Raw genomic sequence first — 26,684 nt, 5'->3', positions numbered from 1 at the left:
GGGTACGTTGCGGCCCCTCGACTCCGCTCGGGGAACGGAGTACCCGTCAGCACCAGTCGCGCGAGCGGGTTCCGACTTTGAGGTCCAGTTTCTGGAGGCGGTCGGCGACGACGGTCACTGCGCCTTCCGCGTTCTGCACTTTCCCTCGGATGAGCAGGGCGGACGCGGTCTGCGCGAGGGTTCGATAACGCGCCCACAGACCGACGGAGCAGACGACGTTCACCATGCCGGTCTCGTCTTCGAGGTTCACGAACGTGACACCAGACGCGGTGGCGGGTCGTTGCCGGTGAGTCACCGCTCCCCCGACGAGCACACGCGACCCGTCCGGCACAGCGAGCAGTCCGTCGGCGGGTATCACTCCCATCGCGTTCAGCCGCGGGCGCAGGTACTGCGTCGGGTACGAGCGGGGCGAGATGCCGGTGGAGAGCGCGTCGACGGCGGTCAGCTCCACCTCGCTCATGCCAGGCAGTGTCGGCGCCGACCGCGGCGAGACGACGGGGAGTTGGTCGTCGCGCATTCCGGCTGCGGCTCCGGCCTCCCACAGCGCGGCCCGACGATCCAGGCCGAAGCACTCGAAGGCGCCCGCCGTCGCGAGCGCCTCCAGGTGCGCGAGCGTGGGCTCGATACGTCGAGACAAGTCGGCCACCGAGGTGAACGGGCCGCCGGTGCTGCGATCGTCGACGATCCGCAGCGCCACGTCGTCCGACAGTCCCTTCACCGCGGCGAGCCCGATGCGCACGTCGAGTCCGTCGTTCTCGAGCGTCGCGTACGACAGCGACCGATTCACGTCGGGCCGGTGCACCTCGACGCCGTGTCGCCTGGCGTCGGCCACCAGGCTCTGCGGCGAGTAGAAGCCCATCGGCTGCGCCCGCAACAGAGCCGCACAGAACGCCGCCGGGTGATGCAGCTTGAACCACGACGAGTAGAAGACGATCGACGCGAAGCTCTGCGAATGACTCTCCGGGAACCCGAAGTTGGCGAACGCCGCCATCTTCTCGTAGATGCGATCGGCCGTCTCACCGACGATGCCGTGCGTCTCGCGCATCCCTTGGTAGAAACGCGCCTTGAGACGTTTCATCCGTTCCGGCGACCGTTTCGATCCCATCGCCCGTCGCAGTTGGTCGGCTTCGCCTGCGTCGAAGCCTGCGACGTCGACCGCGACCTGCATCATCTGCTCCTGGAACAGCGGGATTCCGAGGGTCCGGCCGAGCGACTCCTCCATCGAGTCATGGTCGAAGGTGACATCCTCCTTGCCGTCGCGACGCCGGATGTACGGGTGCACCGATCCACCCTGGATCGGGCCCGGTCGGATCAACGCCACCTCGACGACGAGGTCGTAGAAGTTCCGCGGCTTCAGCCTCGGGAGTGTCGCCATCTGCGCACGCGACTCCACCTGAAACACGCCGATCGAGTCCGCACGACACAGCATGTCGTACACCGCCTCCTCGCCGAGATCGAGCTTCGCGAGGTCGACGTCGATCCCCTTGTGCTCGCGGACCAGGTCGATCGCGTAGTGCAGCGCCGACAGCATGCCGAGACCGAGGAGATCGAACTTCACCAACCCCACGGCCGCGCAGTCGTCCTTGTCCCACTGCAGCACACTGCGACCGGGCATCCGCGCCCACTCGGTGGGGACGACGTCGGCGATCGGTCGGTCGCAGATCACCATCCCGCCGGAGTGGATGCCCAGGTGGCGGGGCATCGACGAGATCTGTGATGCCAGGTCGCGAACATCGTCCGGCGCGGAGTCGGGCACCTTGGCCCACGCGTCCTGCTGGCCTGGCGCGTACCCGAGCGCACGCGCCATGTCGCGGACGGCCGACCGACCCCGATACGTGATGACATTGGCCACCTGCGCGCTGTTGGCCCGGCCGTGCCGCGAGTACACGTACTGGATCACCTCTTCGCGCCGATCCGACTCGATGTCGACGTCGATGTCGGGCGGACCGTCACGCTCCGGCGACAGGAAGCGTTCGAACAGCAGATGGTTGCCGACCGGGTCGACGTTGGTGATGCCGAGGGCGTAGCAGACCGCGGAGTTCGCCGAACTCCCCCGACCCTGGCAGAGGATGTCGTGGGTTCTGCAGAACGAGACGATGTCGTGGACCACCAGAAAGTAGCCGGGGAAGGTCAATGTCTCGATGATCGCCAGCTCGTGTTCGATCTGTCGGTACGCGTCCGGGCGGGCGACACGCGTCCCGTACCTGCGCAGTGCCCCCTCCTCTGTGAGATGCCGCAGCCACGTCGCCTCGGTGTGCCCCTCGGGGACGTCGAACGGCGGGAGGTTCGGGGCGATCAGACCGAGCGAGAACGCGCAGTCGGACGCCAGGTGGACGGCGTTGTCGATGGCGTCGAGGTGCGCAGGCATCAGGCGAGCCATCTCGTCGCCGCTGCGCAGATGCGCACCTCCGACTCCGGGCAGCCAACCGTCGATCGTTGTCATGTCGGTGCGCGCACGTACGGCGGCCACGGCTGTCGCGAGTCGGCGGTTGGCCGGACCGGCGAAATGTGCACCCGTCGTCGCCACCGTCGACAGGCGCAGTTCGGCGGCGATGTCGGCGAGAATCGCGTTGCGCTCGTCGTCGTCCGAGCAGCCGGAGGCCGTCAATTCCACCGTCACGTTGTCGCGGCCGAACCGTTCGACAAGGTCGCCCAGCGCATCACGGGCGCCAGTCCGCCCGGCACGCGCCAACCCTCGACGCACCGCGCCCTTCCGGCAGCCTGTCAGGATCTGCCAATGCCCGTCGCCTGCGGCCGCGGTGATCGCGTCGGCGTCGTACCGGAGCCGCCCTTTCTCCCCTCCGGTCATGTGCGCGTCGGCGATCACTCTCGACAGCCGCCGATATCCCTCGTCCCCGCGGGCGAGCACCAGCAGATGATCACCCTCCGGGTCGACGGCGCCCGCGCGCGGGGCGTCGTGCTGCAGTGACAGTTCAGCGCCGAACACTGTCGGCATCCCGAACTCTCGTGCGGCCTCGGCGAAGCGGACCACTCCGTAGAAGCCGTCGTGGTCGGTCAGCGCCAACGCCGTCAGTCCGAGCCGCCACGCCTCCTCGACCATCGTCTCCGGCATCGAGGCACCGTCGAGGAAGCTGTACGCACTGTGGGCGTGCAGTTCCGCGTATCCGATCGTCGACCGTCCGAACGCGATGTCGGCAGGCACGTACTCACCGCGCTTGCGCGACCATGCGGGCGAGTCGCCGCCGTCACCGACGTTGGGCGGAAACGTCTCGCCGCGTCGGTCCCCCGCCCCCGGGCCTCGGCCCGACAGCACCCTCTCCATCTCCGACCAGGTCGGCGGACCGTTGCTCCACCCCATTCATCCGATTATAGAACATACGTTCGATAGATGGAACCGGTAGCCGGCGGATTGCTCGAGTTGACTTGATCAATCGGACTACACAGATCCGACACCGGGCGGGCACAGAATCGTGCCAGCACACCGAATGCATGCCACATATGAGAACCTGTGTCAGTGACCAGCTACTTCGTTACGGGCGCAAGCGGATTCATCGGCAGTCGAGTGCTGCAACGACTCCTGGCGCGCGACGCCGACACCCGTATCACCGCGCTGGTGCGTCCCAGTTCGCTTCCACGTTTCGCACAGGTCCTCGAAGGCATCGACGGCGGCGAACGGGTGATCACCGTGCCCGGCGATCTCACTGCCGACGACCTCGACATCCACGATTCGACGGTACTCAAGGGCACCGACCACGTGATCCATCTGGCCGCGATATACGACGTGACCGCCGACGACGCATCGCAGGACGCCGCCAATCGGGAGGGCACCGCACGTGTCGCCGCCCTCGCGGCCGATCTCGGCGCGACGATGCATCACGTGTCGTCCATAGCCGTCTCCGGAGACTGGGACGGCGAGTTCACCGAGGCAGACTTCGATCTCGGCCAGGGCTTTCCCACCGCCTACCACCGCACGAAGTTCGAGGCGGAGAAGGCGGTCCGTGAGACGGCCGGGCTGCGGTGGCGCGTGTACCGGCCGTCCGCGGTGGTCGGCGACTCGATCACCGGCACGATGGACAAGATCGACGGGCCCTACTACTTCTTCGGTCAGATGTCGCTGCTCGGACAGTTGCCGTCGTTCCTCAGGATGCCCCTGCCGAACCTCGGGTGGGTGAATCTCGTGCCGGTCGACTTCGTCGCCGACTCGATCGTCGCGCTGCTGCATCACCGGCCCGACGACGACTCGCTGGTGTTCCACCTGTCCGATCCGCAGCGGCGGACCGTCACCGAGATGTTCAACGCACTCGCACCCGCTTTCGACGCGCCTCGCGGTTTCAACGCGCTGCCCGGCGCGGTGGTGCGCCCGGTGCTCGCCGCCGGTTCGCGAGGTCCGCTGCGTGCCGCGCGCGACGCCGTCGCCGCCCAACTCGACGTCCCCGCCGTCCTGTTCGACCTCGTCGCACTTCCCGTCCGGTTCCGCAGCGACACGACCCTCGACATCCTGCGCTCGCTCGGCGTCGAACTGCCGGATCTCACCGACTACGGACCCGGCCTCTGGCGATACTGGAACGAGCATCTTGATCCGGCGAGGCATCGCCGCTCCGATCCGCGTGGTTCGATGGTCGGCAAGAACGTGCTGATCACAGGCGCGTCGTCGGGTATCGGCAAGGCGACGGCGCGCATGTGCGTGACGCGCGGAGCCAACGTGTTCCTGGTGGCGCGCAGTGTCGACGGTCTGGCCGACGTCGCCGACGAGCTGAACGCCGAGACTCCCAAGGACGGCCTTCCGGCCGGACACGCCTACGCGTATCCCGCCGACATCACCGACGAGTCGACTGTTCAGACGCTCATCAAGTCGATCATCGCCGAGCACGACCACGTGGATGTGCTGGTCAACAACGCCGGACGTTCGATCCGCCGGTCGACGCTCAACTCGGTCGACCGTTCGCACGACTATCAGCGGACGATGGCAGTCAACTACTTCGGTGCCGTCTACCTGACCTTGGCGTTGCTGCCGCACATGGTGGAACGCCAGGCAGGCCACATCGTGAACGTGTCGTCGGTCGCGGTGCAGAGTCACGGGCCCCGATTCGGCGCGTACGGTGCGTCGAAGGCGGCGCTCGAGGCGTTCAGCGATGCGACGGCCGCCGAGACGCTGTCCGATCACGTCACGTTCAGCACCGTCCGACTGCCGCTGACCCGCACCAAGATGATCGCTCCCACCGACGCCTACCAGGCACAGCACGGAATCTGGGGCGTCGACAAAGCAGCGAGCCGGGTGCTCCGCGCGATCATCGACAAGCCGAAACGCGTGAACACGCTGATCGGCGACATCGTCGACCTCGGGCACCACACCGTTCCTCGGCTCACCAACCGGATCATGCATCAGGAGTACCTGCTGGTCGGCGAGTCGGACGCGGCACTCGGCAAGGGCTGAGCTCCTCACTCGTACACTCCCTCCACCGTCCAGGCGCGTTCTCGATAGCAGAGCAGGAGTGCTCGCGAGTCTTCCAGGAGCACTTGGGCTCTCGCCGAGACGCCAGTCGGCTCGGCGTCGGTGCCGAACGGCCACGGCCCGGCCCACCAGCAGACCGTGTACGGCCGACGTCCCACCCGGACCTCGGCGGGCTCCGTGGTGAAACCGCCACGTGGCGTCACCGCGACCTGATCGCCTTCGGCGTCGAGCAGCTCGGCGTCGGTGTGCGACAGCAGCGCAGGCGACGGTCGGGCCAGCCGGTCAGGCCAGGCCGCGTTCGGATCGCGGGGCGGCACCTGCTCGTCCCCGAGTGTCACGAGCGCGACCTGCTCGGCGGGCCCGCGTCCACCACTGCGGATCGGCACCCGCACCGACTCTCCGCCGAGGAGGCCCTGCACACGGACGAGCGCACGCCGAGCTCGGTCGGTGAGCCCGTCGCCGATCGCAGCGGGCAGACCGGCCCCGACGAACGCGTGCTGCAGAGACCCGGGGTCCACCACTTCCACCGGTTCCAGATGCAGCCGCGCGATCGGCGAGTCCGGCGCACCGGCCCCACCCGCATCACGTCCCGCCGTACCGACCAGCCATCCTTCGAGCTGCCAACGGATACGGTCGGCGGTGGCGTCCGGCGTGAGCGGCTGCGCACACCACCAGGTACGCGAGTGTCGTTGTCCACGTTCGGTTATCGCGTGAACGGTGAGCCGAGTACAGGCCAGCGACGCCGCCGACAGACGATGGTGCAACTCCTCGGCGAGCCGACGGCCGAGGAAGGCCGCCGAGTCGATGCGGTCGACGGGCGGATCACACGTGTACTCGACTTCCAGCACGGCCGGAATCGGCGCACGACTCGGCCTCCTGCCCGGTGACGCGCTCGCCAACCGGTGCGCAACAACGGCGTCGGCCGAGAACCTCGATGCGACGTCGGCGACAGGCAGTTCGGCGAACGCACCGAGCGTTCGGATGCCGAGTCGCCACAGCAGGTCGACAAGATCGGGACGCGTCGGGTCGGACAGCGCGACCTCCACTGTCAGGTCCGAGATCGGCCGTGTCGCCAGGTAGGCGGCGTCGGTGCCCGGCGGCACCGACTGTCCGGACCGTGCGGACAGGACAGCGGTGAACAGCTCGTCAGCCACTCCCACCCGCGCTGCGACGCCGGCCGCGGCGACGGCGTCGACGATCCGCTCGGCGAGCACCGCCTCCCCACCGAAGTAACGCGCAGCCCGATCGGCCGTCACCACCAGCAGCCCGGGCCGCAACACCTCGGTGAGTGGGACCACTTCGGTCACCGCCGCAACGACCGGTTCGAACAGCCGACCGTCACGTGTCGGATCAGCGTCGAACACCATCAGATCCGGACACAACGACTGCGCCTGACGTTTCCGCATGCCACGGCGGACGCCGACGGTCCGCGCCGCCCGCGAGCACGCCACCACCTTTCCCGCATGCAGGACGGCGATCGGCTCGGCCACCGTGATGCCCACGGTCGACGCGGCCGCCACCGCAGGCCAGTCGGGGCACCACACGGCCATCACCCGACGGCCGCTCTGAGTGTCCATCAGTTCGCCACGGCGAGTGCCGGACGCGACGGACGCTGTACCGAGCCGTGCGCCGCGACCAACTGCAGCACCGGCTTCTCCCCCGGTGTCGCCTCACCCATGCCCGGGGCGACGAGGTCAAAACCACCTGACGATGGACGAGCACCCGAAGCCGTCACCCGCACGTCGACTCCGAACCCGCCGATGCGCCCGAACCCACTTCGCCGCGCGGGCACGTGCCGGTACTCGGTCACCTCGCTCTCGATGCGGACCGACGCTCCGGGCCAGTCACCGAGGACGAGCAGCGTCGACGACTGCTTGCGTGCCCGGCCGGCCAGGACCCGAGCCCGCGACGGCGGAACCGGCCCGCGTTTGCGGCCCGGGCCGAGGTCGGGCCCGAGCACCACGAGATCGATCCCGTCGAGCAGCACCCCCGCCACCTCCAGAGGGTCCACACCGGGCTCGGTGACGACTGCAACGCGACTCAGGTCGGCCCCCATGTCCATGGCCGCGGCCAGGTTGAGCCGCGGAAGTCCAACCAGCGCAACCGTGGCGCCCGCCCGGGTCGCTTCGGCGATGACTGCCATCGGCACGGTGATCGCCCCGGTGGACGCGACCACCGTTCCGCGAGACAGACCACGGCGCGGGAACAGCGGCGCCATGGCCTCGGGAACGGGAAGCACCGAGGTCTCCGCAACGGCGTCGCCCGACATGCCCGCCAGACGCCTCCGCAGGGCTTCTACCTCCTCTGACCGTGCCATAACTTCCCCTTCCCGCCGTTCGAACTCTTGTTCGATACTGTACGACCGACCTCTGACAACCGTCAACGCTCCTGGTCGCGGCCCCCGCCTCTCCGCACGCCACGTAGATTCGGACGCATGCAGTCACGCCTTTATCCGTTCGCCGTGATCATCGCCGCGGTGACGTCGATCGCGCTCACCGCCCTGCCGTGGATCTCGTTGACCCCGCTCGGCCTCGACTGGTCGTGGAACGGGCTCGCCATGGCAAGCGTCGATCTCGACGACGACCTCGGTGTGGTCGGCGTCGGGTGGGCGGTGGTCGCAGCCGCCGTGGTGGCGATTCTGGCCGCGCTGATCGGCCTGATGCCGTCACCCAAAGTCCGACCACTTCTCCCGTTGGCGAACGCGGTCGCGGCCGCTGCATGTGCACTCGCAGCACTCGCGCCGCTCATCACACTCATCTGGCCCGCAGTGTTCTACGGCGACCTGTTCGTCAACATCGGAGCGACGGGCCTCGTATCTCAGGTTCCGCTGAAAACGCCGGTCATCGTCGCAACCACCGGCACCATTCTGCTCACGGCCGTCGTCTGTGCAGCGTCAGCGGTGGCCGCCCGCCCCGGTCCAGAGGCTCGGGCCGCGTCGGCGACGAAGCCCTGACCTGCGCGGTGACGACCGCCGCGATCGACCCTGACGCCAACAGCGCAGCCAACACAAGCACTTGGAAACGGCCGGCCTCCACCGGCGAGAGCCCGCCGAAGATCGCACCCACAAAGGCGCCGGGCAACGTGACCAACCCGGTGGTCTTGGTCTGATCGATCGACGGCACCAACGCACTGTGCACCGCATGTCGCGCCATCGACGACGACGCCTGCCGCGGTGTCGCACCGAGCGCGAGCCAGGCCTCCACCTCGTCCCACCGCTCGATGAGCGTCTCAGTGAGATGCCGCCCGGTGAGCGTCGTGATGTTCATGGTGTTGCCGATGACGATCGCCGACAACGCCAACAGGTAGCGCGACGTCGGTTCCAGCGCCCCGGTCACGAACACCGCCCCGAGCGCGACCACCACCCCCGACACGATCGCCAGCGCCACGAATCCTGCCGTGCGCCACAAGGTTCCAGGAGCGGCAAGTCGCCGCGTCGCGGTGCCGACCGCCACCGTGAACATGACCGACACGGCGAGCAGCACCAGTCCGGGATGCGTGATCAGGCCGGTCAACGCGACACTGACCACCGCGAGCTGGACCATCCCGCGCAGAATCGCCGATGCCGTCGCCCATCGTTCCCGCACGCCGTACCAGCGCAGAACACCGACCGACACTCCCGCCAGCACGATCACGGCCACAGCCGTCGCGATCAGATCATGTGCGGACACCCGCTAATCCAATCACCCCGCCGACCTTTCGACTCGCTCCGCGAGTCGAAAGGTCAGAACAACGTCAAACTCTCCGGTTCAACAACGTCGACCGCCGCCGACGGTGCCGAACTCTCTTCTTCGGCCGCAACCTCGTCGGGCTTGGCGAGCCCGTGCTCGCGAACGAGAGGCGTCATGCGTTCACGGAGTCGGACCGCGTAGTCGGCGGGCACGAACGAACCGCGCCCGTACAGCGATCGATACCGACGCAGCAGCGCGGGATGCTCCTGCGCCAGCCAGTCGAGATAGCCGTCGTCGGAGTCGAGCTGGAGCACCGACACGGACACGCGGGCCGCGCCGGCCTCCGACAGTTCGGACAGCAGCGCGTCCAACTGCGACGACGAGTCGGTGAGGCACGGCAGCAACGGCGCGATGCGCACATGCGGCTCGAGCCCAGCGTCGGCGAGGCGCCGAACGGCGTCGATCCGCGCGGCCGGGAGCGAACCGTCCGGATCGGCCCGCCGACTCAGGTCGTCGTCGAGGCAGGGCACGGTCACCACGATCGTGGTCGGCACCGCGTGACGAACCACCCGCAGCAGTGAGAGGTCACGCACGATCAGATCCGACCCCGTGTACAGCGCGAACGGTGTGTTCGATTCGGCGAGCGCCGAGATGACACCGGGCATCAGCCGATACCGCTCCTCGAGCACGCCGTAGGGATCTGCGCCGGTCACGCCGACGGCCACTGTCGATCGACGCCACGACCGGCGTCGGAGCTCACGTCTCAGCACGGCGGCGGCGTTCATCCGCACCCGCATCTCACGATCGTCACCGACCATCGTCTCGAGCGCGTAGTCGTAGGGATGTGCGCGTTCCACCGTCACCGACCGCAGCATGGCCGACGCCAGCACCTCGTGCACCGCGAGGCGCGGAAACTCCGGCAGCCGGAGCGTCCGCACCAGGTCGGTATCGACCAACTCGAGCACTCCACTCATGCCACCCATCCGAACACATGTGCGAACATCTCGTCAAGTGTCCGAATGGACTGTCGCAGGTCCCGGCTACGATGGCTCCATGACCGGATCGGCCGAACCTGGACCCTCGTACCTCGTCGCCGGCCGTTACCGCCTGGTCAAGCGCATCGGGCGGGGCGGCATGGGCGCCGTGTGGGTTGCGCGTGACCAACTCCTCGACCGCGACGTCGCCGTCAAGCAGGTCCTGTCGGTCGCCGAAATGTCCCACGAAGAAGCTCTCACCAACCGCCAACGAGCGATGCGGGAGGGCCGGATCGCCGCTCGTCTCTCGCACCGCAACGCCGTGTCGATGCACGACGTCGCGCTCGACGGCGAAGAGCCATGGCTGGTGATGGAGTACCTCCCCTCGCACAGTGTCGCCGACGTGCTGCGCGACAACGAGACCATCGCGCCCGTCGAGGCCGCTCAGATCATCGCGCAGGTCGCCGACGCCATCGCCGAGGCTCACGCGTCTGGCATCATCCACCGCGACATCAAACCCGCCAACATCCTGATCGCCAACAGCGGTCGCGCGACGGGTCTGGTGAAGATCACCGACTTCGGCATCTCGCGTGTGAAAGACGACGTGTCGATCACCCAGACCGGCATCGTCACCGGAACACCCGCCTACTTCGCCCCCGAAGTGGCGCGCGGTGACGAACCCGGTGAGGCGTCGGACGTGTTCTCACTGGGCGCGACGCTGTACACGATGATCGAGGGCCGACCGCCGTTCGGCGACGGTGACAACTACATCGCGACGCTGCACCGCGCCGCGGCCGCCCGCATCGACCCGCCGACACGAGCCGGCGGACTCGAGCCAATCCTGCTGCGTCTGTTGGAGCCTTCGCCTGCGAACCGGCCGACGATGTCGCAGGCCCGTGATCTGCTCGTCCAGTACGCGGCGTCCGAACTCGGCACGTCGGAGAAGGTGCTGACAGGCCTCGTCTCGACGAAGCCCAATCACACACGCGTCCGTCCCCCTGCGCCGTCGGTGTTGCTGCAGAAGCCCGAGCCGTATGCGCACACGCGCGTCGGCACTCCGACACCCCCGCCCGGCCGGTACGCACCGCGCGCGACTCCCGAGCCTCTTCCGCCGCAGCAGTACCCGTCGAACCCGTCGGTGCAGCAGTATCCGTACTCGCAGCCGCAGTACCAGTTCTATCCGCCGCAGCACCAGCCCCAGCGTGGCAGCAACGCCAGCCTCGCCGCCGCGATCTTCGCATTGTTCGTCCTGCTCACGGCCATCATCGCCGGGATCATCGTCCTCACTGTTTAGCGTTGCGGCGACACGCTTCGAGCGGTCAGCCCAGTTGGCGGTTGACGGCCCAGCGAGTGAGGGCGTTCCGGTTGGACTGCTGGGTCTTGCGGAGCACGTTGGACGCGTGAGTCTCGACGGTCTTGACCGAGATGAAGAGTTCTTCGGCGATCTCGCGGTACGTGTACCCGCGTGCCAGCAGTCGCAGCACTTCGAGTTCACGCTTGGTGAGCGAGTCGAGTTCCGGGTCGAGGTGCGGTTCCGGGACGGCGGAGCGTCCGGTGAACGAGTCGAGGACGAATCCGGCCAGCCGCGGGCTGAACACGGCGTCCCCCTCGGCGACACGTCGGACGGCGTCGGCCAATTCCGTACCGCTGATGGTCTTGGTGACGTAGCCGCGCGCGCCCGCCCGGATGGTCGCGATGACGTCCGTCGCCGCATCCGACACCGACAACGCCAGGAACACCGGCGCCTCAGAACCGAGTGCGTCGGTCACGCCGCGCAGGACACCGACACCTCCCCCGCCGGGCATGTGGACGTCGAGGAGCACCACGTCGGGTCGGGTCGCGACGATCTCGCTGATGGCCTGCGGCACGGTGCCCGCGTCGCCGACCACGTCGATCCCGTCTTCGCCCGCGAGTTCGGCTCGGACTCCGGAGCGGAACACTCCGTGGTCGTCGACGAGGAAGAGGCGGTAGGCGGTCATGCGATCTCCTGATCGTTCTGTGCGGGTGCGTCTTCTGTTGTAGCGGACGCGATCTCGCCCGCGGCACGTGGCAGGGTCAGTGCGACGTTGGTGCCGCGTCCGATGGTCGAGCTGACACGTGCCGCGCCGCCTGCGCGTTCCATGCGGGCTCGGATGGAACGGCTGACACCTTGGCGGTCGGGGTCGACGGCGTCGACGTCGAAGCCTGCTCCGCGGTCGCGGACGAACACCTCCACCTGGTCATCGGCCACTTCGCAGTACACGTCGACCGTCGCGGCGCCGGAGTGTTTGGACGCGTTGACCATCGCTTCACGGGCTGCCGAGACGAGTGCGCTCCAGCCGCGTGCGCGGGCCGGGTCGAGCATCTCGTCGGGGGTCACGTCGCCGACGGTGATGGCTTCGATCTCGACGCCGTAAGCATCTTCCACTTCGACGGCGACAGCGCTGATCGCCGCGGCGAGGGACTCGCGGGGCCGGGCGCGGTCGCCGAACAGCCACTGGCGGAGTTCCCGTTCCTGGCTGCGCGCCAAGCGGGCGACGGTGTCGGGGTTCGCGGCCTGCTTCTGAATCAGCGCCAGCGTCTGCAGAACAGAATCGTGCAGGTGGGAGGCTATTTCTTCACGTTCGTCGGTTCGGATGCGTGCAGCGCGCTCTTCGTTCAAGGCGCGGAGCATACGCATCCAGACGGGCACCGTCAGCAGCACCGCACCGACGAGTGTCGCGAGGACCGCGACCACGATCGGCGGCATGCCCGCGAGTGCCGTGTCGGGGACGGTCACCATGACGACGAGCCCGCCGATCACGAACACCGCACCCGTCGCCAGCCGGACCCACGTCAGCGTTCGTGACTGCGATGTTGCGATGCCGGTGACGTCGGCCTCTCGCCACACGATGGCGGCGCCGCCGAGGACGAACAGGATCGCGAGCATCGACTGCGCGGGCGCGCTCGTCGCGGCCATGCCGTTCGCGGCGAGCGCGAGGACGCCGATGACGATGAGGCCGTGTGCCTGGCGGCGTTCCCCCGGCGGCGCGGCGGCGGTGTCGTCGCCGGTCGGGCAGAAGAACCAGAGCAGCGCATAGGCGATGACTCCAGCTCCGGCCAGCGCCGCGAGCACCACGAACACGACCCGCACGCGGAATACGGAGACGCCGAGGTGGTCGGCGACGCCGCCGCACACACCGGCGATCACCTTGCCGCCGCTGCGTCGATGCAGTCGCGGCACGGTTGTAGTCGTGCGCAGTTCTCTTCTCATTGATTCGATAGTGGCACGTCGTGGCCGGTTCGCACATCAGGGAGCATCTCAGGGTTTCGCCGGATTCACGGCGGCGCGAATGTCGCCAAGATGAATGGCATGAACGCTTCGACTGTCCAAGACATGTGGAACACGCGCCCCGTGCGACGTCGTTCCGGCAACACCGTGGCCGGTGTGTGCATCGGTGTCGGTGAGCGCTATCGGGTGGATCCGACGCTGGTGAAGGTGGCCTTCGTGGTCGCGACGGTGTTCGGCGGCAGCGGCATCCTGCTGTACATCGCCGCCGCGATCGCGCTTCCCGCCGAGGACGAGAGCAAGGCACACCAATGGCACGGCGGGCCTCCGTGGGCGCGCGCCGGGCATCGCAGCCACCTGAGGTGGATCCCGTTGGTCATCATCGCGGTGATCGCGATGTCGATCATCGGTTCCCCGAACGCGTGGGGAACGAGCGGCGTGCTCGGCGCGGTCCTGATGGCCGGCGGCTGGTATCTCCTCTACCAGCGGACTCCCGTCGCCCCGGCTGGCACGTCTGCCGCCGAGCTCGTCCACGGCAGTTCCTCGACCATCGGAGACTTCTCGCCGGTCGGGAGCTCCTCGTCCGTCGACCCTGGCGCCGAGCCCCGTATCGCTGCGGCGACGGAGCAGTCCGGCGACACCGTCCAGCTCACGAAAGACGTCCCTCCCACCGATGCGCCTCCGAGTTGGGATCCGTTGGGCGCTGCCCGGTTCGCGTGGGATCTGCCCGAGCCGACTGAACCCGTGAAGCCGCCTGCCCCTCGTGTGCCGCGCTCGCCGGTCACACCGATCTTCCTCGGGCTCGCCGTGATGACCGGTGCGGCGACGTCGGCCGCGTCACTGGCCGGAGTCGGATGGCTGACGCCCGGGCGCATTGCGTCATTGGTGCTGGCTGTACTGGGGACCGGGTTGGTGGTCGCGTCGTTGCAGCGTCGGCCCGCCGGTCACAGCGGGTCGGGCCTGATTCCGCTTGCCGCGCTCGGAGCGGTCGCCGTCCTCGCGACCACCGCGTTCGCAGGCCCCGGTGAGACGTTCCCGTCCGGCGGCGTGGGCGAGCGGACGTGGACTCCCCCGACGTCGTCCGACCTGCGCGACGACTACTCGTTGACGATCGGCTCCACAACACTCGACCTGCGCGAGCTGAACGAACTCGACAAGGACCGGACCGTCTCGATCCGCCAGGGCATCGGCGAGATCAAGGTGTTCCTGCCGGACGACATCCGTGTCCGCACCGACTGCAGCGTCACCGTCGGTGACGTGAGCTGCAAGGACGGCGTCGTCAACCCCGACGCGAAGACTCCCACCCTGACCATCGACGCCCACGTGAACATGGGCAATGTGGAGATGATCCGATGACTGAGAACACCACTCTTGAAGCAGAGTCGACCGAGCGCCGACGCAGCCCCGGCCTCGCCGTCCTCGGCATTCTGGCACTGATGGTCGCCGGCTGGGGTCTGGCGGGCGGCCCGAGCCTCGGCGACACCCGAGCCCTCCCCTGGGCCGTCCTCGCCGTCGGAGTCGTCATCGGTCTCGGCCTCGTCGCCTCCGGCATGCGACGGCGTTAGGCGGTTGTTGGTGCGACGCTTCGACTCGCTGCGCGGGTCTTGAGCGAGCCTGCGAGACGAAAGGCACTCAACGAGCAGTGGGATGCTCTGCTCGTTGCGAGGACGCCCTTACTGCTCGTTGAGCGAGCGAAGCGAGTCGAAGCGTCCCAGGCCCACGAGCTGAGTCGAACCGAGGTCAGTCCGACGACCGAATCAACGCACCTTTGAGCGCCGCGACATCAACACGCATGTCACCGTCAGAGTGCCGCAGCGGGAGGTCCTCGGTGGTGATGCCGTCGAGGAACACTCCTCCGGTCTCGCCCGAACGAAGAGTCTGCGACTTGCGTCGACGAGCTTCGATCCGCGCCACGCGACCCGGCAGCACCCGATCGTCGAGCACAAGATCGGCCGACGTCCCGACGACTACCTCACCGGACTCGACCACACCCGTGAACACCCGCCCCCGCGCGGTGATGGTGAACATGTCGTCGACCCGGAACGTGAACGGCGTCCCCGGCTTCGGCGCCGGAGCATCACGCGCCTCGCTCTTGCGGAAGAATCCCATTTCTCGGACTCTAACGGACCGACCCACGGCTACGAAGGCCGCCGCGATACGCACCCACTCACACAAACGGCCTCCGCACCATGAGAGTGCAGAGGCCGTCTGTGGTCAGCGGGAGGTCACTCCCATTCGATGGTCCCCGGCGGCTTGCTGGTCACGTCGAGCACAACGCGGTTGACGTCTTCCACCTCGTTGGTGATGCGGGTGGAGATGATCTCGAGGGTCTCGTAGGGCACGCGGGTCCAGTCGGCGGTCATCGCGTCTTCGCTGGAGACCGGACGCAGGACGATCGGATGGCCGTAGGTCCGGCCGTCGCCCTGGACGCCGACGCTGCGGACGTCGGCGAGGAGCACCACGGGGCACTGCCAGATGGTGCCGTCGAGCCCCGCCGCGGTGAGCTCTTCGCGCGCGATGAGGTCGGCCTTGCGGAGCAGTTCGAGGCGTTCCTTGTTGACCGAGCCGACGATGCGGATCGCGAGGCCGGGGCCGGGGAACGGCTGGCGGGCGACCATCTCTTCGGGCAGTCCGAGTTCGCGGCCGACGGCGCGCACCTCGTCCTTGAACAGGAGTCGGAGCGGTTCGACGAGCTTGAACTCGAGGTCTTCGGGAAGGCCGCCGACGTTGTGGTGGCTCTTGATGTTCGCGGTTCCGCTGCCGCCGCCGGATTCGACGACATCCGGGTACAGGGTTCCCTGGACGAGGAAGTCGACCTTCTTGCCTGCCGCGGCCTGATCGCCGAGAACCTCGGAGACGGCGCCCTCGAACGAGCGGATGAACTCGCGGCCGATGATCTTGCGCTTGGTCTCCGGATCGGACACTCCGTCGAGGTGGCCGAGGAACGTCTCCTCGGCTTCGACGGTCACCAGGCGGGCGCCGGTGGCGGCGACGAAGTCGTTCTGCACCTGCTCACGCTCGCCCGCACGCAGCAAACCGTGGTCGACGAACACGCACGTCAGACGGTCACCGATCGCGCGCTGGACCAGCGCTGCGGCAACCGCGGAGTCGACGCCGCCGGACAGACCACAGATCGCGAGGCCTTCGTCGCCGACCTGCGCCTTGACGTCGGCGATGAGCGCTTCGGCGATGTTCGCAGCAGTCCACGTGGGCTTGAGGCCTGCGATCTCGTACAGGAAACGGGTCAGGACTTCCTGGCCGTGCGGGCTGTGCAGCACCTCGGGGTGGTACTGGACGCCGGCCATCTTGCGCTCGACGCACTCGAACGCGGCGACCGGTGCACCCGGGGTGGAGCCGGTGACGGTGAAACCCTCCGGCGCCACCTGTACGGCGTCGTTGTGGCTCATCCACACCGGCTGGGTCTCCGGGAGACCGCGGTGGAGCGTGCCCTCGTTGTTGGGTGTGAAGTTGGTGCGGCCGAACTCGCGTCCACCCGTGTTCGCGACCTCGCCGCCGAGTGCCGTCGTCATCTTCTGGAAGCCGTAGCAGATGCCGAACACAGGGATACCCAGGTCGAACAGCTTCTCGTCGATCGTCGGGGCGCCGTCTGCGTACACCGATGCAGGGCCACCGGAGAGGATCAGCGCCGCCGGGTTCTTGGCGGTGATCTCCTCGAGCGTCGCATCGTGGGCGACGACCTCCGAATAGATCCGGGCCTCGCGCACGCGCCGAGCGATGAGCTGCGCGTACTGAGCACCGAAGTCGACGACCAGGACTGGGCGGGGATGGTCCGCGGGAGAGTTCGTCACGGGTGCATTCTACAGATCGTAACAGTGCCAGTACCTCCACCTTGCCCTGCTGCCGGACGGACCCCGTCTCCTCCGGCACAGCTGGAACCCGCTCGCGCCTACCGGAGTGAAATATGTGCGCGCGAGGACCCCGCTCGCCAGTCCCCATTCGCACGATCGAACGAATATACCGCAATACCCGGACCTGCCAGGCAATTCACCCGAGGCTGCCAACCGCGACAACCGTGCACCCTAATGGCTGGGCGACTGCCCGACCCCATCGAGCCCAAGGCCCAATTACAATTGAGCAACAGCACACCAAAGAATAAGAAGCGCAAGAAATCCAGGCGAGACGGCAACGACTACAAGGTCGCGCCCGAAGAGTCCAGGATATATTTCACATGCAGTGGCTGCAAGAAGGAACTTTGGACGCTCCATTTACAAAAGACAACATGCAATCGATGTGATAAAGCGCAGCGCAGGTCAAAATCGGCCAAAGGTACTCCAGCAAGTTCACGATCCTCGCGCAAACCCCGGAAGGCGCCAATCAAACCGCCCGCGCTGGCGAATCGCAATCACAGCCCTCGAAGAAGCCCGCAGAGAAGCGGACGGACGCGAGCAAGCCCCTCCGCGAACCAGTTAAGCAACCTTGGATTCGCGAAATACTCACCGGCCATCCCCGCTACTAGCTTGTCCATGTGGATCCGAGCGACCTCCCCTCCCTCAGGACACCGATACCTCGACGGCCCCAGCGAAAGCGAGCCCGTTCGCGTGCTGACGTCAACACCCAATTCCGGTCACACCTGCAGCGATCATCGACGCGAAGCCGGTCTCGTCAGTCGACTTCAAGTAGGTGAGCACCGAAGAACAGCGACCAAGACTGGGCGGCGGAGGTCCGCGCGAGAGTTCGTCACGGGTGAACGGTATACCGGGCGGCATCACCCCAGCGTCACATCAACTGGACGAAGCCCCTCTGCTCCAGCAAGCGTGAACGCGGTCGTGCTCGCCGAACACGCGCGCACCCGTGAGGGAATCGTTAATTTCCCGCGGACCATCCTCGTCGACGGGAATAGCGAGCAGGGTCTCGACGCCGCTACCGATCACCGCCTACGCACTCTCAGGATCCAAGAGCTCAGCAAGCTGATCGATGTCACAGCCGTCGACGGTGAACACCGTAAACCCATCGCTCGCCAACGCAGCGTCGCGGTCGACATCTGCGTCCTCCACAAGGACGACGCCCGCGTCGCGCCACAACGCCTCAACAGGCCAGTAGCATTCGCCGAAGTCGACACCGATCTCTGGCTTCTGGACGCCCCGAGTCGCGAGTGAAACGAACAACTCGACTACCGAACTCGACGTATGGGTGAGGGTCTGACCCCACGGTCCGTCAACCGCACCGACGGCGCCATCGATCTTGAGCTCAGCGAAGATCGCGAGTGCGCCAGCCCTCGACAGGCGATCGTGGTGCCGATCGTTTCGATAGGACCGCAGGCAGCCGTAACACGACGTTTCCTCACCGCAGTCGCAACGGCTCACCCGTGCAACCGCGAACTGGACGACGCGCTGCAGGTTCTCGGCAATCTTCTTCGATGCGCCTGCACCCGCAGGCACCGTATCGAACAGTACGATGCTGCGCTTCCCGTCCTTGCTCCACGACAGGGTTCCGTCGATGTCGTCCCGACTGATTTCGAGAGCCTCTGACGCACCCTCTAGGAGGGCGTACAGCACCGACAGCCAGCTCGATTCGGAATCCTTGTCGTACGCAATCGCTTCGAACGTGAACTCAGCGACGTCCGTCTCGTATCGGTGTGCCAACGAGACTGTACGGGTAGATCCGCTGCAGCTTTGTCCGGTGGCCGGACGCTTGTGCGCCCGCTTGGGTGACGGACGTCCATTAGGCGCGGGTTCGGCCCAGCCGCACCACCCGCAGAGCGCGAATCCCCGGCCACCGCCTGTCGAGATGACCGCCATCTTGGCACGTGTGCCGGCGCGTGCTTGCACTCCCGTCGATTCCCAGGTGAACGTGTCGAGAACGTCGCCGATGTCTTCGACGTAGGTGGCACCACCCCAGTTCCGCAACGGTGGCTCCGGTTTCACGTCTTCCACTTTCCGATCGGCGACGAACCCGAACTCAGGTACAACGAAAGTCCGGATGGCACCGTAGGGCTCATCACAGCTCTGACAGTGTTCTGACGCGTCGAGAACAGTGCCGCATTGAAATTGTTCGCAGGTGCTGCATACGCGGAACTGGTATTCAACGAGCTCCCGTTTGGGGAGCTTGTGCAGGCCGCGCGAGGTCCACAACTTGCCTCCCGCCACCACCTGATTGCCGGGCGCGTAATCGTAGATGGCTTGGGAGAGGTCACGCGACAACTCAAGCCGCGGTCCGACATCACTCTCACAGTGCGCTGTACGCAATTCGACCGTGTCGACCGGGAAACCATACTTGGGGAGAATGTTCTTGTTGGCGAGATAGCCGAGCAGTTGACGCTGTTCGATCGTTTGCAGAGTTTTCTGCAGTCGCCCACCCAAGCTCAGCTTGTCGTCCGCCTTCGCCTCTGCAATCAGTTTCCGGAACGTATCCAGGTCGTTTCGGATGTCCTGCTCCGCGATCGCGAGCAGTTCACAGAGCCGGTCGACCCACGTGCCGTCAAGGGCACCGATCTCAGATGCGACAGAGGCGGGAAGGACGTCGAGGATCGCGCTCTGCACACGATCTGGCACGGGCGTCAGGAAACTGCGCACCTGGGCCGCGGGAGAATCCTGCCCCTCGACAGCAGGAGTGAAGAACGCCGCGGCATGCTTCCACGTAAGCCCCTCGTTCTCGAACCGGTGTCGAAAATACGCGCTCAAGGCGACGGAATGAGCGTGCCTGCGCCCGATCCGTTCGTTGTCGATGGGGATCCACGGAATCCGCATCTCCCCTGCGATCATCGACTCGGGGCTCTGATACTTGGACAGGTCGTGTGAACTCCGCTTGGCGTAGGTCAGCACCAGCGCGGCGGACGCTGCCCGTCGGCCGGCTCGGCCCGCACGCTGCACGTAGTTGGCGGTTTTCGGCGGCATGTTCCGAAGCACCACAGACTGCAGGTCGCCGACGTCGACACCGAGCTCGAACGTGGTCGAGCACGACAGCACGTTGACCTTGCCGTCAATGAAGTCTCTCTGCACTTGCGCGGCGATCCTCGATGCCCACTGCGCTGTGTGCTCCTGCGCAGACAGCGGCACGGGGTTCATGGTGCGGTACATGTGCCGATAGTGATTCGCGTCAGCATCGACATCGGGGATCTCGAACTCCGACACCGCCCCATCGCACGGTCCGTGCGGACAGACTCCTCGTACATTGTTCGCGGTGAGACGACGGCACGACCCGCACATAAACCAGTGACAGTCTGCGCCCGACCGGATACGCAACATAGTGTGATCGACCTGGTAGACGTCGCCGGCGAATTTGTCCGCGGCTGTCGCGAGGTACCCGTTGTCAAGCAGAAACCTCCAGAAGCTGTCGAGTACCTTCGCCGCGTCTACGTCCGCCCCGAGATCTGCGAGCACCTTTCGCACCAGCAGAATCCGGTTGTTAGACGTGCCGGGTCGACCTCCTGGCAGCCAACTGATGATGCGCTTCTTCACATCGGAGTCCATAGACCGGATTCGCACCGTGATATTGCGCGGCTCGAAGATTTCCTGCTGGATATCGACTTCGTCAAGGAGCGTGATGGCGCCCTGCAGTCGAACGGTCTTGAGGAGTTCTTCAAGCAATCCCCATGCCTCGTCCTCATCGAGCCCGAGAGCGAACCACGCTCGCGGAAGTTCGATGCCTCGCTTCCGCAGCATCGACACCCTCATCAGCCCGAGCCCTTCGAGGGATTGCCGCTGGTCCATCGCCATCAGTTCGGCCATCGCCCAAGGATTCGCCTCGCGCTCGATCTGCAACCGAGTCGCCGTCTCAGGGAAGTATTGGGCTTGCTTCGCCTTCTTTGCAGCCAGCGCGGCGAGGTCGTCGGCGGCCAGGTCCTCGTCTGCGTACTTCGGGTCGGTGATCACCTGTGTCAGGTACCGCCGCTGCAGCATTCGACCGTACGTCTTATCCAGATAGGGTGCCGCGAACGCCGCTGCTTGCCGCGAGTCGGAGAACATGAGCAGCTTCCGGCCCTCGCCGACTTCCTCCACGGACTCGTCCGAGGCCGGGGGAAGATGCTGGTACAGCGCGGTCGTGATGACGGCCGGTGCCGCATTGACGTCTGTGCGCAGTCTGCGGATCACCTGGCGAGCGCGTGCTCCGCATTCGGTGCACTTGCTCATCACTCGGGTTGTCTGCGGATGCTCCCGGACGCGCAGCACCGGACCGCCCGGACAATGGTCCGACTGGCAGAGACCACCGCCGAGCGCTCCGCAGCCGGTGCATAAATGCGCGACACCAGTGGTCGCATCAGTTTCCTCATCACCGGACAAGGTGATCTCGTCTTCGTCCAACAGGCCCACCTGATCCGCGTCGGTGATGACGAGCCATCTGACCCGAGAGTCCGTGGCAACGGGGCGGAAGTAGCGGAGCCCCTTCTCCGACTCCACTTCCCCAGCGAGGTGGACGGCTCCGCACCGCGTGCAGGTGCCGAATTCGAAGACGGCTCGTCCGGTATCTGGATCGTGCAAGTGGCGCCCAAGCAAAACAGTGGGGCCGGCATCGGCGAACGAGACGTACGAGCCTTCGGTGGCCCGCACAAACATGTGGTAGCGAGCCGACAACACCGGATTGCCGCTCACATCAAGCACTTTCGACCCAAGTGCAACGATGGCCTCGAGCTTCGCACCTGCGGCTGGGTCGTGTGGCCACAGCCTCGCTTGCAAGTCATCGACCGCTACTGGGCCTCGCGACAGGATCGACGTGAGCTCGGCGATCGTGGACTCCGCGCGTAGTGCCTGAGCGGGGTCTCCGGTTCCGTGTATTCCGAGGGAGCTCATGTCCGCGTCATCTGCGGACAGCGACATCAGTTCGTCGGCCGACAGCGTCCACGTGGGTGGTTCGCGCCATTCCTGTCTCGTCGCGATGACCAAATCCTGACGCGCGCCGTCGTCCTCAACGTACTCGAACGGCGCGTCGAACAGACGATGGGCGAACGCCACAGCTTCGAGTCCCTGCGTCTGAGGTGTCGTGCCGGTCAACGACGCCGATGTCGCGATGCATTGCAACTGCCGTCCACACGCAACCCGCTCTCGGAGGCGTCGAAGCAGGAGCGCCACCTCGGAACCCTGCGCCCCGTCGTAGACGTGCGCTTCATCGAGGGCGATGAACCTCCACGTGTCGCGGTCCCCTCCGTCGAACAGATCAAGGTCGGCCGGTCGTAGCAAGAGGTATTCGAGCATCGCGTAGTTGGTCAGCAAGATGTGCGGCGGCTCGGCACGCATCTCCTGCCTGCTGAGCAGTTCGTTCGGCAGCCGCTTCTGTCCGGAGTGCATGGCCTTGAAGACCGCCTCGGCTTCGTCCGCGTCTTCTTTCGTCTCACCGGTGTATCTGCCGAACGTGATGTCGGGCATGTCGGCCAGCAGTGTGCGAAGGCGCTTGAGCTGATCGTTGGCCAGGGCATTCATCGGGTACAGCAGCAGCGCCCGCACTCCAGGGCCGAGCGTCCCAGCAGCTCGCTCTTCGATGAGGGCGTTGAATATCGGGAGCAGGAAGCTCTCCGTCTTACCCGAGCCGGTGCCGGTACTGACGACGAGGTTGCGGCCTGCCACAACCTTGCGAATCGCGCGTTCTTGATGCTGGTAGAGGGGCCGATCCATCGGCAGGGCGTCGCTGTGGAGCAGCCGAAAGTCGCGGTGCAGCACGTTGGCATCCACGAGGTCGTTGAGCGACGCACCCGGCGCGTAGGGCGGAGTCAGCTCCAGGAGCGGACCTTTCGTCAGGAGCCGCGACTGGTCTACTGCGTCGTCGAATGCGACTGCCAGCTGGGGATCGCGTGGCGCGAGAAGTGTCTTCAAGTACCGCTTGTAGCTGGTCTCGATACCGATTCCCGCTGCGAGCGGATCGAGTCGGTCGCTCATGCTGTAACTCCGATCAGGTCATCGTGGACCAAGTAGGTAACGGCTGCCTCTGCGATCAGCAGGTCAGTGGCAACCAAGTCCGGGAAGTACTCGGCAAAGGTCACCCACGCCTCGTACATGTCCGCGGTCATCGGTGAGTAGTCGAACTCGCCACGCGACTCGAGTCGTGCGACGACTGCAAGGGTCAGCGACTGAACAGAGAGGAGCGTCCAGGGGTACTCGACGACATCGATCCCCCTCAGCCTCTCGTCTCGCTCGGCAATCATGCTGTAGAGCGCTGGCGCCACTCGTTTCACGTCTTTGAGCACACTATTGACATGCTGAGACAGTTCCCTGCAAACGGGTTCGCGGCTCCACATGGACCGCCGACGAAATGCGTTCGCAACGGCACTTACTCGCGTATCGCGGTCCAGCAGCGCACCAGGGACGAGCTCACAAGCCCGAAACACGTTGTCGATCTCTTCGTCGCTCTTAGCATCCAAGGAGATCGTGATGGCATCGAACGTTCCCGCAAGCGGATCTTGAAGTCGCCCTTCGCGTAGCAGCGTGACCAGCGCGACACCTCCAGTAGCTTCGAGATACCCGAGTGTCTCCGCGCGCTCGGTGACAACGTTGCCCCGGCGCGAATACAGCGATGGCAGATCCGAGATCGAGACCATGCAGCCCACCCAGGCATCGGGGAGAATGTCGTCACAGGTGGTGAGTGCCGAGAAGGGCTTGTCGACGAGGTTCGTTCGAATGAGCAGCATCATCTTCTGTTCAGGCGGAATCGTGCTGCTGCCGAGAGCTTCGAGCGCAACACGAGGGTGCCGCCCGAGAATCCGCAGGAGTCCGTCGCGAACTCGTCGGCTCTCCGTGTCGGTCCGGGTGAAGTCATGCATCGCTAACGCCGCCCAGGCTCCAGGAACCGCTTCCGGGGCCAGCGGCGGGCTGCCCTGACCTGCAAGGAACTGCGCGAGTTCGTCGGCAGCGGGGCTCGCGCCGGTGGCCCAACCTTCCTGCGCCACGCGCATAGCGGCTGTGCCATCCGGTTTTCCTGGCCGAGCGATCGTCACCCACGGATCATCGACGAACACCTGGACTAGCAGTGCGCCTGCGTCGCGCAATTCCACCGGCAGGTCCGCGCGCCCGTTCGAGATAGGTAGACGCTCGACCGGTCGCCAGGGTGCCGTCACAGACCACACCCACGCCGCTAGTTCTTCCTCGTCAGCAAGGCCAGAGAAGGTGAGGTAGTTGCCGTACAACTCCACCGACTCGCACAGCCGAGCTGGGCGGACGTGCGCGATAGTGAGTTCGTGCGTCTCCTCCAACTCGTCGACGAGCGCAACCAGCCGGCACGCCCCCACTCGACGGGCCGTGTCGACGAAGGTACGAGTGGGGACCTGAAACACGCCGTCCGCGGGAGTCTCCGGGTACTCCTCCTGCACTACGGCTCCGGCGGCATCAATAAGAGCGATGCTGGCCGAGACGTCAGCCGGAATACGGGCGGCGACCACCGCATGGGCCTCCAAGTCAGCCGGGGTCAGGACCTGCGCGGACGTGCGCCACTGAGCGGGAGCACCCAGTACGTCCACCCGAGCCTCGAAGTGTGGCGGCGTCACGATAAGCCGGTAGCCATGACCGCCCGCCGTGATCCTGATCGCGCTGTCTCGTTCGTCGATGCCGAACTCGATGCGGTTGCGCTCCGCCGTCAGCGAATCGACGGTGGTCAAAGTAGTGACCGACTCGCTGAGACCACCAGCTACGGGCTCGCGAAACGAGACGCCGTGGTCGAGTTCGACGCCTTCCGCAATGAACGCCGTGTATCGCAAGTCCGAACCGATGGGGCCGCTGATCCAGATCTCGTACAAGCCCAGCAGTCCGGGGCCGACACCGTCGAATGGGTCCAAGCTCGCGTCGACCGTCTCTGAGTCCCAGTCGTTGTCGGCCAGCCAGTACGACTGTCCGTGCTGCCGAGCCTTGACCCGCCAGGTCACGGGCTCAACACCGAGATGCGGAGGCAACGTCACCTCGGGCCGTTGCGCGTACACGCGCAGACCGTCGGCACTGCGCAATCCGACAACCGGGTCTCCGAGGTCGATTCGTGGGGAACCGACGGAGCGCACCCCGCGAATCGACCCGCGATTTTGACCACCACGCCGTAGTTGGATCGCGTCGTGCGATGTCAGATCCAGGATTCGAGCTCGCCAACCCTGCCATCCCGACGGTGTGCGGTCGTCACCGACACCTACCAACTCTTCGCCGGATGCCGCATCGACGACGGAGGCGTCGTCTGGCACAAGGGCCAATACTTCGCCTCGGGGCAGCGCAGCCCGAGTCTTGACTAGTCGCCCGGCGAGGGTGAAGAGGAGCATCGGGCCTGCGGAGTCGACGACGGCCACACGGTGGTAGGCGCCGGAAGCCTCGTGCCGCATCACAACGTCGCGGGCGGGCGCGTTCACTGCGACGGGTGTAGGCGGGGCCTGTTCACCTTCGACCCAGCCCCACGGCAGTTCGGCATAGACCTCGCGGGTGGCCCCGGCGATCGTCACCCGCCACGGCACCTGGCTGTTGTTTTCGGGGTACGGAACGCCGACGACGACTTGGTCGGTCTCCGCGGCGTAGGAAATCGTGGGGCCGTGCCGTCGTGGCACCCCTCGGTCTCCACGCGAGGCGTCCCCGCCGAATGGCTGGTCTTTGAGCCGGTTGATGAGTCCGTCGAGGACCAACGTCGGCAGGCCGGTAGTCGAGGTTTCCAGGGTCAGGTCGTTCCACGGATCAGCGTGGTCCATGGTGAAGATCAGGAACTCCACGATCCGGTCGAGGATGTCGACGGCGACGCCACCGCCGAGCTGGAGGAAGTTCCGAACCGGTACGTCCAATCTGTTCAGCCGGTACTCCATTCCTGGCTCGAGGAGCCATTCGAGTACGGCAACACCACTGGCGTCTCGCCCGTGCCGAACATGTTCTTCGATGACGTCGACCAGGTCGCCAAGGCAATTTACCGGTATACCGGCGTGCAGGGCCATGACCATGACGTACTTGCTGTCCGACAGAAGGTCGGCGAACGGCTGCATCCGGAATTTGTAGAGCAGGCGGTTGAGGCGATGCCGCAGGAACGCTGCGAAGTCGAGATCTGGCTCAAGACCGACAGCTTCCCAGTACGTTTCCCAGTAGGTGCCCTGGTCGTACGCGACACCGGCATGGCCGATCAGTGACACCAGTGTGAGGGCGGGGTACTTCTTGACGACTCCTTCGTAGCCGGACAGCCGTAGTTCCTGCCGAGCCACCCGCCCAAAGAGGTCTTGCGCACGCAGGATCGCATCTTCATCGAAGTTCAGCTCGAAGAACAGGTCGGCCTTCTCCAACTCACGCGCCAGCCGATAGTTCTCGTCCTCGGCCTGGCCGGTCACAAATGTCGACACGGAACCTGCCCTCCTCTGTCTCGTTGACAACGATTCAGACTGTGTCACACGCCACCGACAGAAAGGTCAACACGCCAAGATCACCCAGATCCAACACCCGCCGCCGCATCAGCTACGTTGATGGCCCAAGCAGTTCCGAGAAGGGCGCACC

16 protein-coding genes are annotated in these 26,684 nt (G+C 66.1%); 5 read left to right on the top strand and 11 right to left on the bottom strand.

Translation table 11 applies throughout. From position 1 onward, the window contains the following. Positions 1-46 precede the first annotated feature (46 nt). Positions 47-3,319, bottom strand: a complete 3,273-nt coding sequence (locus JVX90_RS04165) for an error-prone DNA polymerase (protein WP_205331181.1) — start codon at positions 3,317-3,319, stop codon at positions 47-49. Between the two features lie 156 nt (positions 3,320-3,475). Between JVX90_RS04165 and JVX90_RS04160 the strand changes: the two genes are divergently transcribed. Then, positions 3,476-5,395, top strand: a complete 1,920-nt coding sequence (locus tag JVX90_RS04160; RefSeq protein WP_205331180.1) for an SDR family oxidoreductase — start codon at positions 3,476-3,478, stop codon at positions 5,393-5,395. Between the two features lie 5 nt (positions 5,396-5,400). Here the strand turns inward: JVX90_RS04160 and JVX90_RS04155 are convergent, their stop codons facing one another. Next, positions 5,401-6,990, bottom strand: coding sequence for a DNA polymerase Y family protein (locus tag JVX90_RS04155; RefSeq protein ID WP_205331179.1), 1,590 nt, complete (start codon positions 6,988-6,990; stop codon positions 5,401-5,403). Next, complete coding sequence (locus tag JVX90_RS04150) at positions 6,990-7,730, bottom strand: hypothetical protein (protein WP_205331178.1); 741 nt, start codon at positions 7,728-7,730, stop codon at positions 6,990-6,992. Before JVX90_RS04150 ends, JVX90_RS04155 begins: the two co-directional genes overlap by 1 nt. A gap of 117 nt (positions 7,731-7,847) precedes the next feature. On the opposite strand from JVX90_RS04150, the gene JVX90_RS04145 reads away from it, so the two are divergent. Then, entirely contained in the window at positions 7,848-8,366 is a 519-nt protein-coding gene (locus JVX90_RS04145) for a hypothetical protein (RefSeq protein WP_205331177.1), read from the top strand. On the opposite strand, the gene JVX90_RS04140 is transcribed toward JVX90_RS04145, so the two are convergent. Then, on the bottom strand, positions 8,284-9,081 hold the full coding sequence (locus JVX90_RS04140; RefSeq protein WP_205331176.1) for an ABC transporter permease: 798 nt from the start codon (positions 9,079-9,081) through the stop codon (positions 8,284-8,286). The two genes, JVX90_RS04145 and JVX90_RS04140, sit on opposite strands and share 83 nt — an antisense overlap. Positions 9,082-9,134: 53 nt before the next feature. Beyond that, the gene (locus tag JVX90_RS04135) at positions 9,135-10,055 is read right to left on the bottom strand and encodes a sam dependent methyltransferase (protein WP_205331175.1); all 921 of its coding nucleotides are present in this window, start codon (positions 10,053-10,055) and stop codon (positions 9,135-9,137) included. A 79-nt stretch (positions 10,056-10,134) separates the two neighbouring features. On the opposite strand from JVX90_RS04135, the gene JVX90_RS04130 reads away from it, so the two are divergent. Then, complete coding sequence (locus JVX90_RS04130) at positions 10,135-11,349, top strand: serine/threonine-protein kinase (protein WP_205331174.1); 1,215 nt, start codon at positions 10,135-10,137, stop codon at positions 11,347-11,349. Positions 11,350-11,374: 25 nt separating this feature from the next. On the opposite strand, the gene JVX90_RS04125 is transcribed toward JVX90_RS04130, so the two are convergent. Further along, entirely contained in the window at positions 11,375-12,034 is a 660-nt protein-coding gene (locus tag JVX90_RS04125) for a response regulator transcription factor (RefSeq protein ID WP_008380934.1), read from the bottom strand. Then, positions 12,031-13,287 carry an ATP-binding protein gene (locus JVX90_RS04120; protein ID WP_240194053.1) on the bottom strand — a complete coding sequence of 419 codons (1,257 nt, stop codon included), beginning with the start codon at positions 13,285-13,287 and terminating at the stop codon, positions 12,031-12,033. The genes JVX90_RS04125 and JVX90_RS04120 overlap by 4 nt, the downstream gene beginning before the upstream one ends. A gap of 99 nt (positions 13,288-13,386) precedes the next feature. On the opposite strand from JVX90_RS04120, the gene JVX90_RS04115 reads away from it, so the two are divergent. Next, on the top strand, positions 13,387-14,658 hold the full coding sequence (locus tag JVX90_RS04115) for a PspC domain-containing protein (protein ID WP_205331173.1): 1,272 nt from the start codon (positions 13,387-13,389) through the stop codon (positions 14,656-14,658). After that, complete coding sequence (locus JVX90_RS04110) at positions 14,655-14,867, top strand: hypothetical protein (RefSeq protein ID WP_205331172.1); 213 nt, start codon at positions 14,655-14,657, stop codon at positions 14,865-14,867. Before JVX90_RS04115 ends, JVX90_RS04110 begins: the two co-directional genes overlap by 4 nt. Positions 14,868-15,042: 175 nt before the next feature. Here the strand turns inward: JVX90_RS04110 and JVX90_RS04105 are convergent, their stop codons facing one another. The 4 genes from JVX90_RS04105 to JVX90_RS04090 all read right to left on the bottom strand — a co-directional run bounded on the left by JVX90_RS04105 (position 15,043) and on the right by JVX90_RS04090 (position 26,533). Next, the gene (locus tag JVX90_RS04105; protein ID WP_240194052.1) at positions 15,043-15,411 is read right to left on the bottom strand and encodes an elongation factor Tu; all 369 of its coding nucleotides are present in this window, start codon (positions 15,409-15,411) and stop codon (positions 15,043-15,045) included. Between the two features lie 116 nt (positions 15,412-15,527). After that, on the bottom strand, positions 15,528-17,111 hold the full coding sequence (guaA, locus tag JVX90_RS04100; protein WP_205331171.1) for a glutamine-hydrolyzing GMP synthase: 1,584 nt from the start codon (positions 17,109-17,111) through the stop codon (positions 15,528-15,530). A gap of 1,086 nt (positions 17,112-18,197) precedes the next feature. Beyond that, the gene (locus JVX90_RS04095; protein ID WP_205331170.1) at positions 18,198-23,129 is read right to left on the bottom strand and encodes a DEAD/DEAH box helicase; all 4,932 of its coding nucleotides are present in this window, start codon (positions 23,127-23,129) and stop codon (positions 18,198-18,200) included. Then, positions 23,126-26,533 (bottom strand): hypothetical protein, encoded by a 3,408-nt coding sequence (locus tag JVX90_RS04090; RefSeq protein WP_240194051.1) that lies wholly within the window; start codon positions 26,531-26,533, stop codon positions 23,126-23,128. Before JVX90_RS04090 ends, JVX90_RS04095 begins: the two co-directional genes overlap by 4 nt. Between the last annotated feature and the right edge of the window lie 151 nt (positions 26,534-26,684).

Origin of the sequence: Gordonia sp. PDNC005, assembly GCF_016919385.1 — a bacterium.
In the GTDB taxonomy this organism is placed as follows: Bacteria; Actinomycetota; Actinomycetes; order Mycobacteriales; family Mycobacteriaceae; genus Gordonia.
This window is presented reverse-complemented; position numbering and strand designations above follow the sequence as displayed.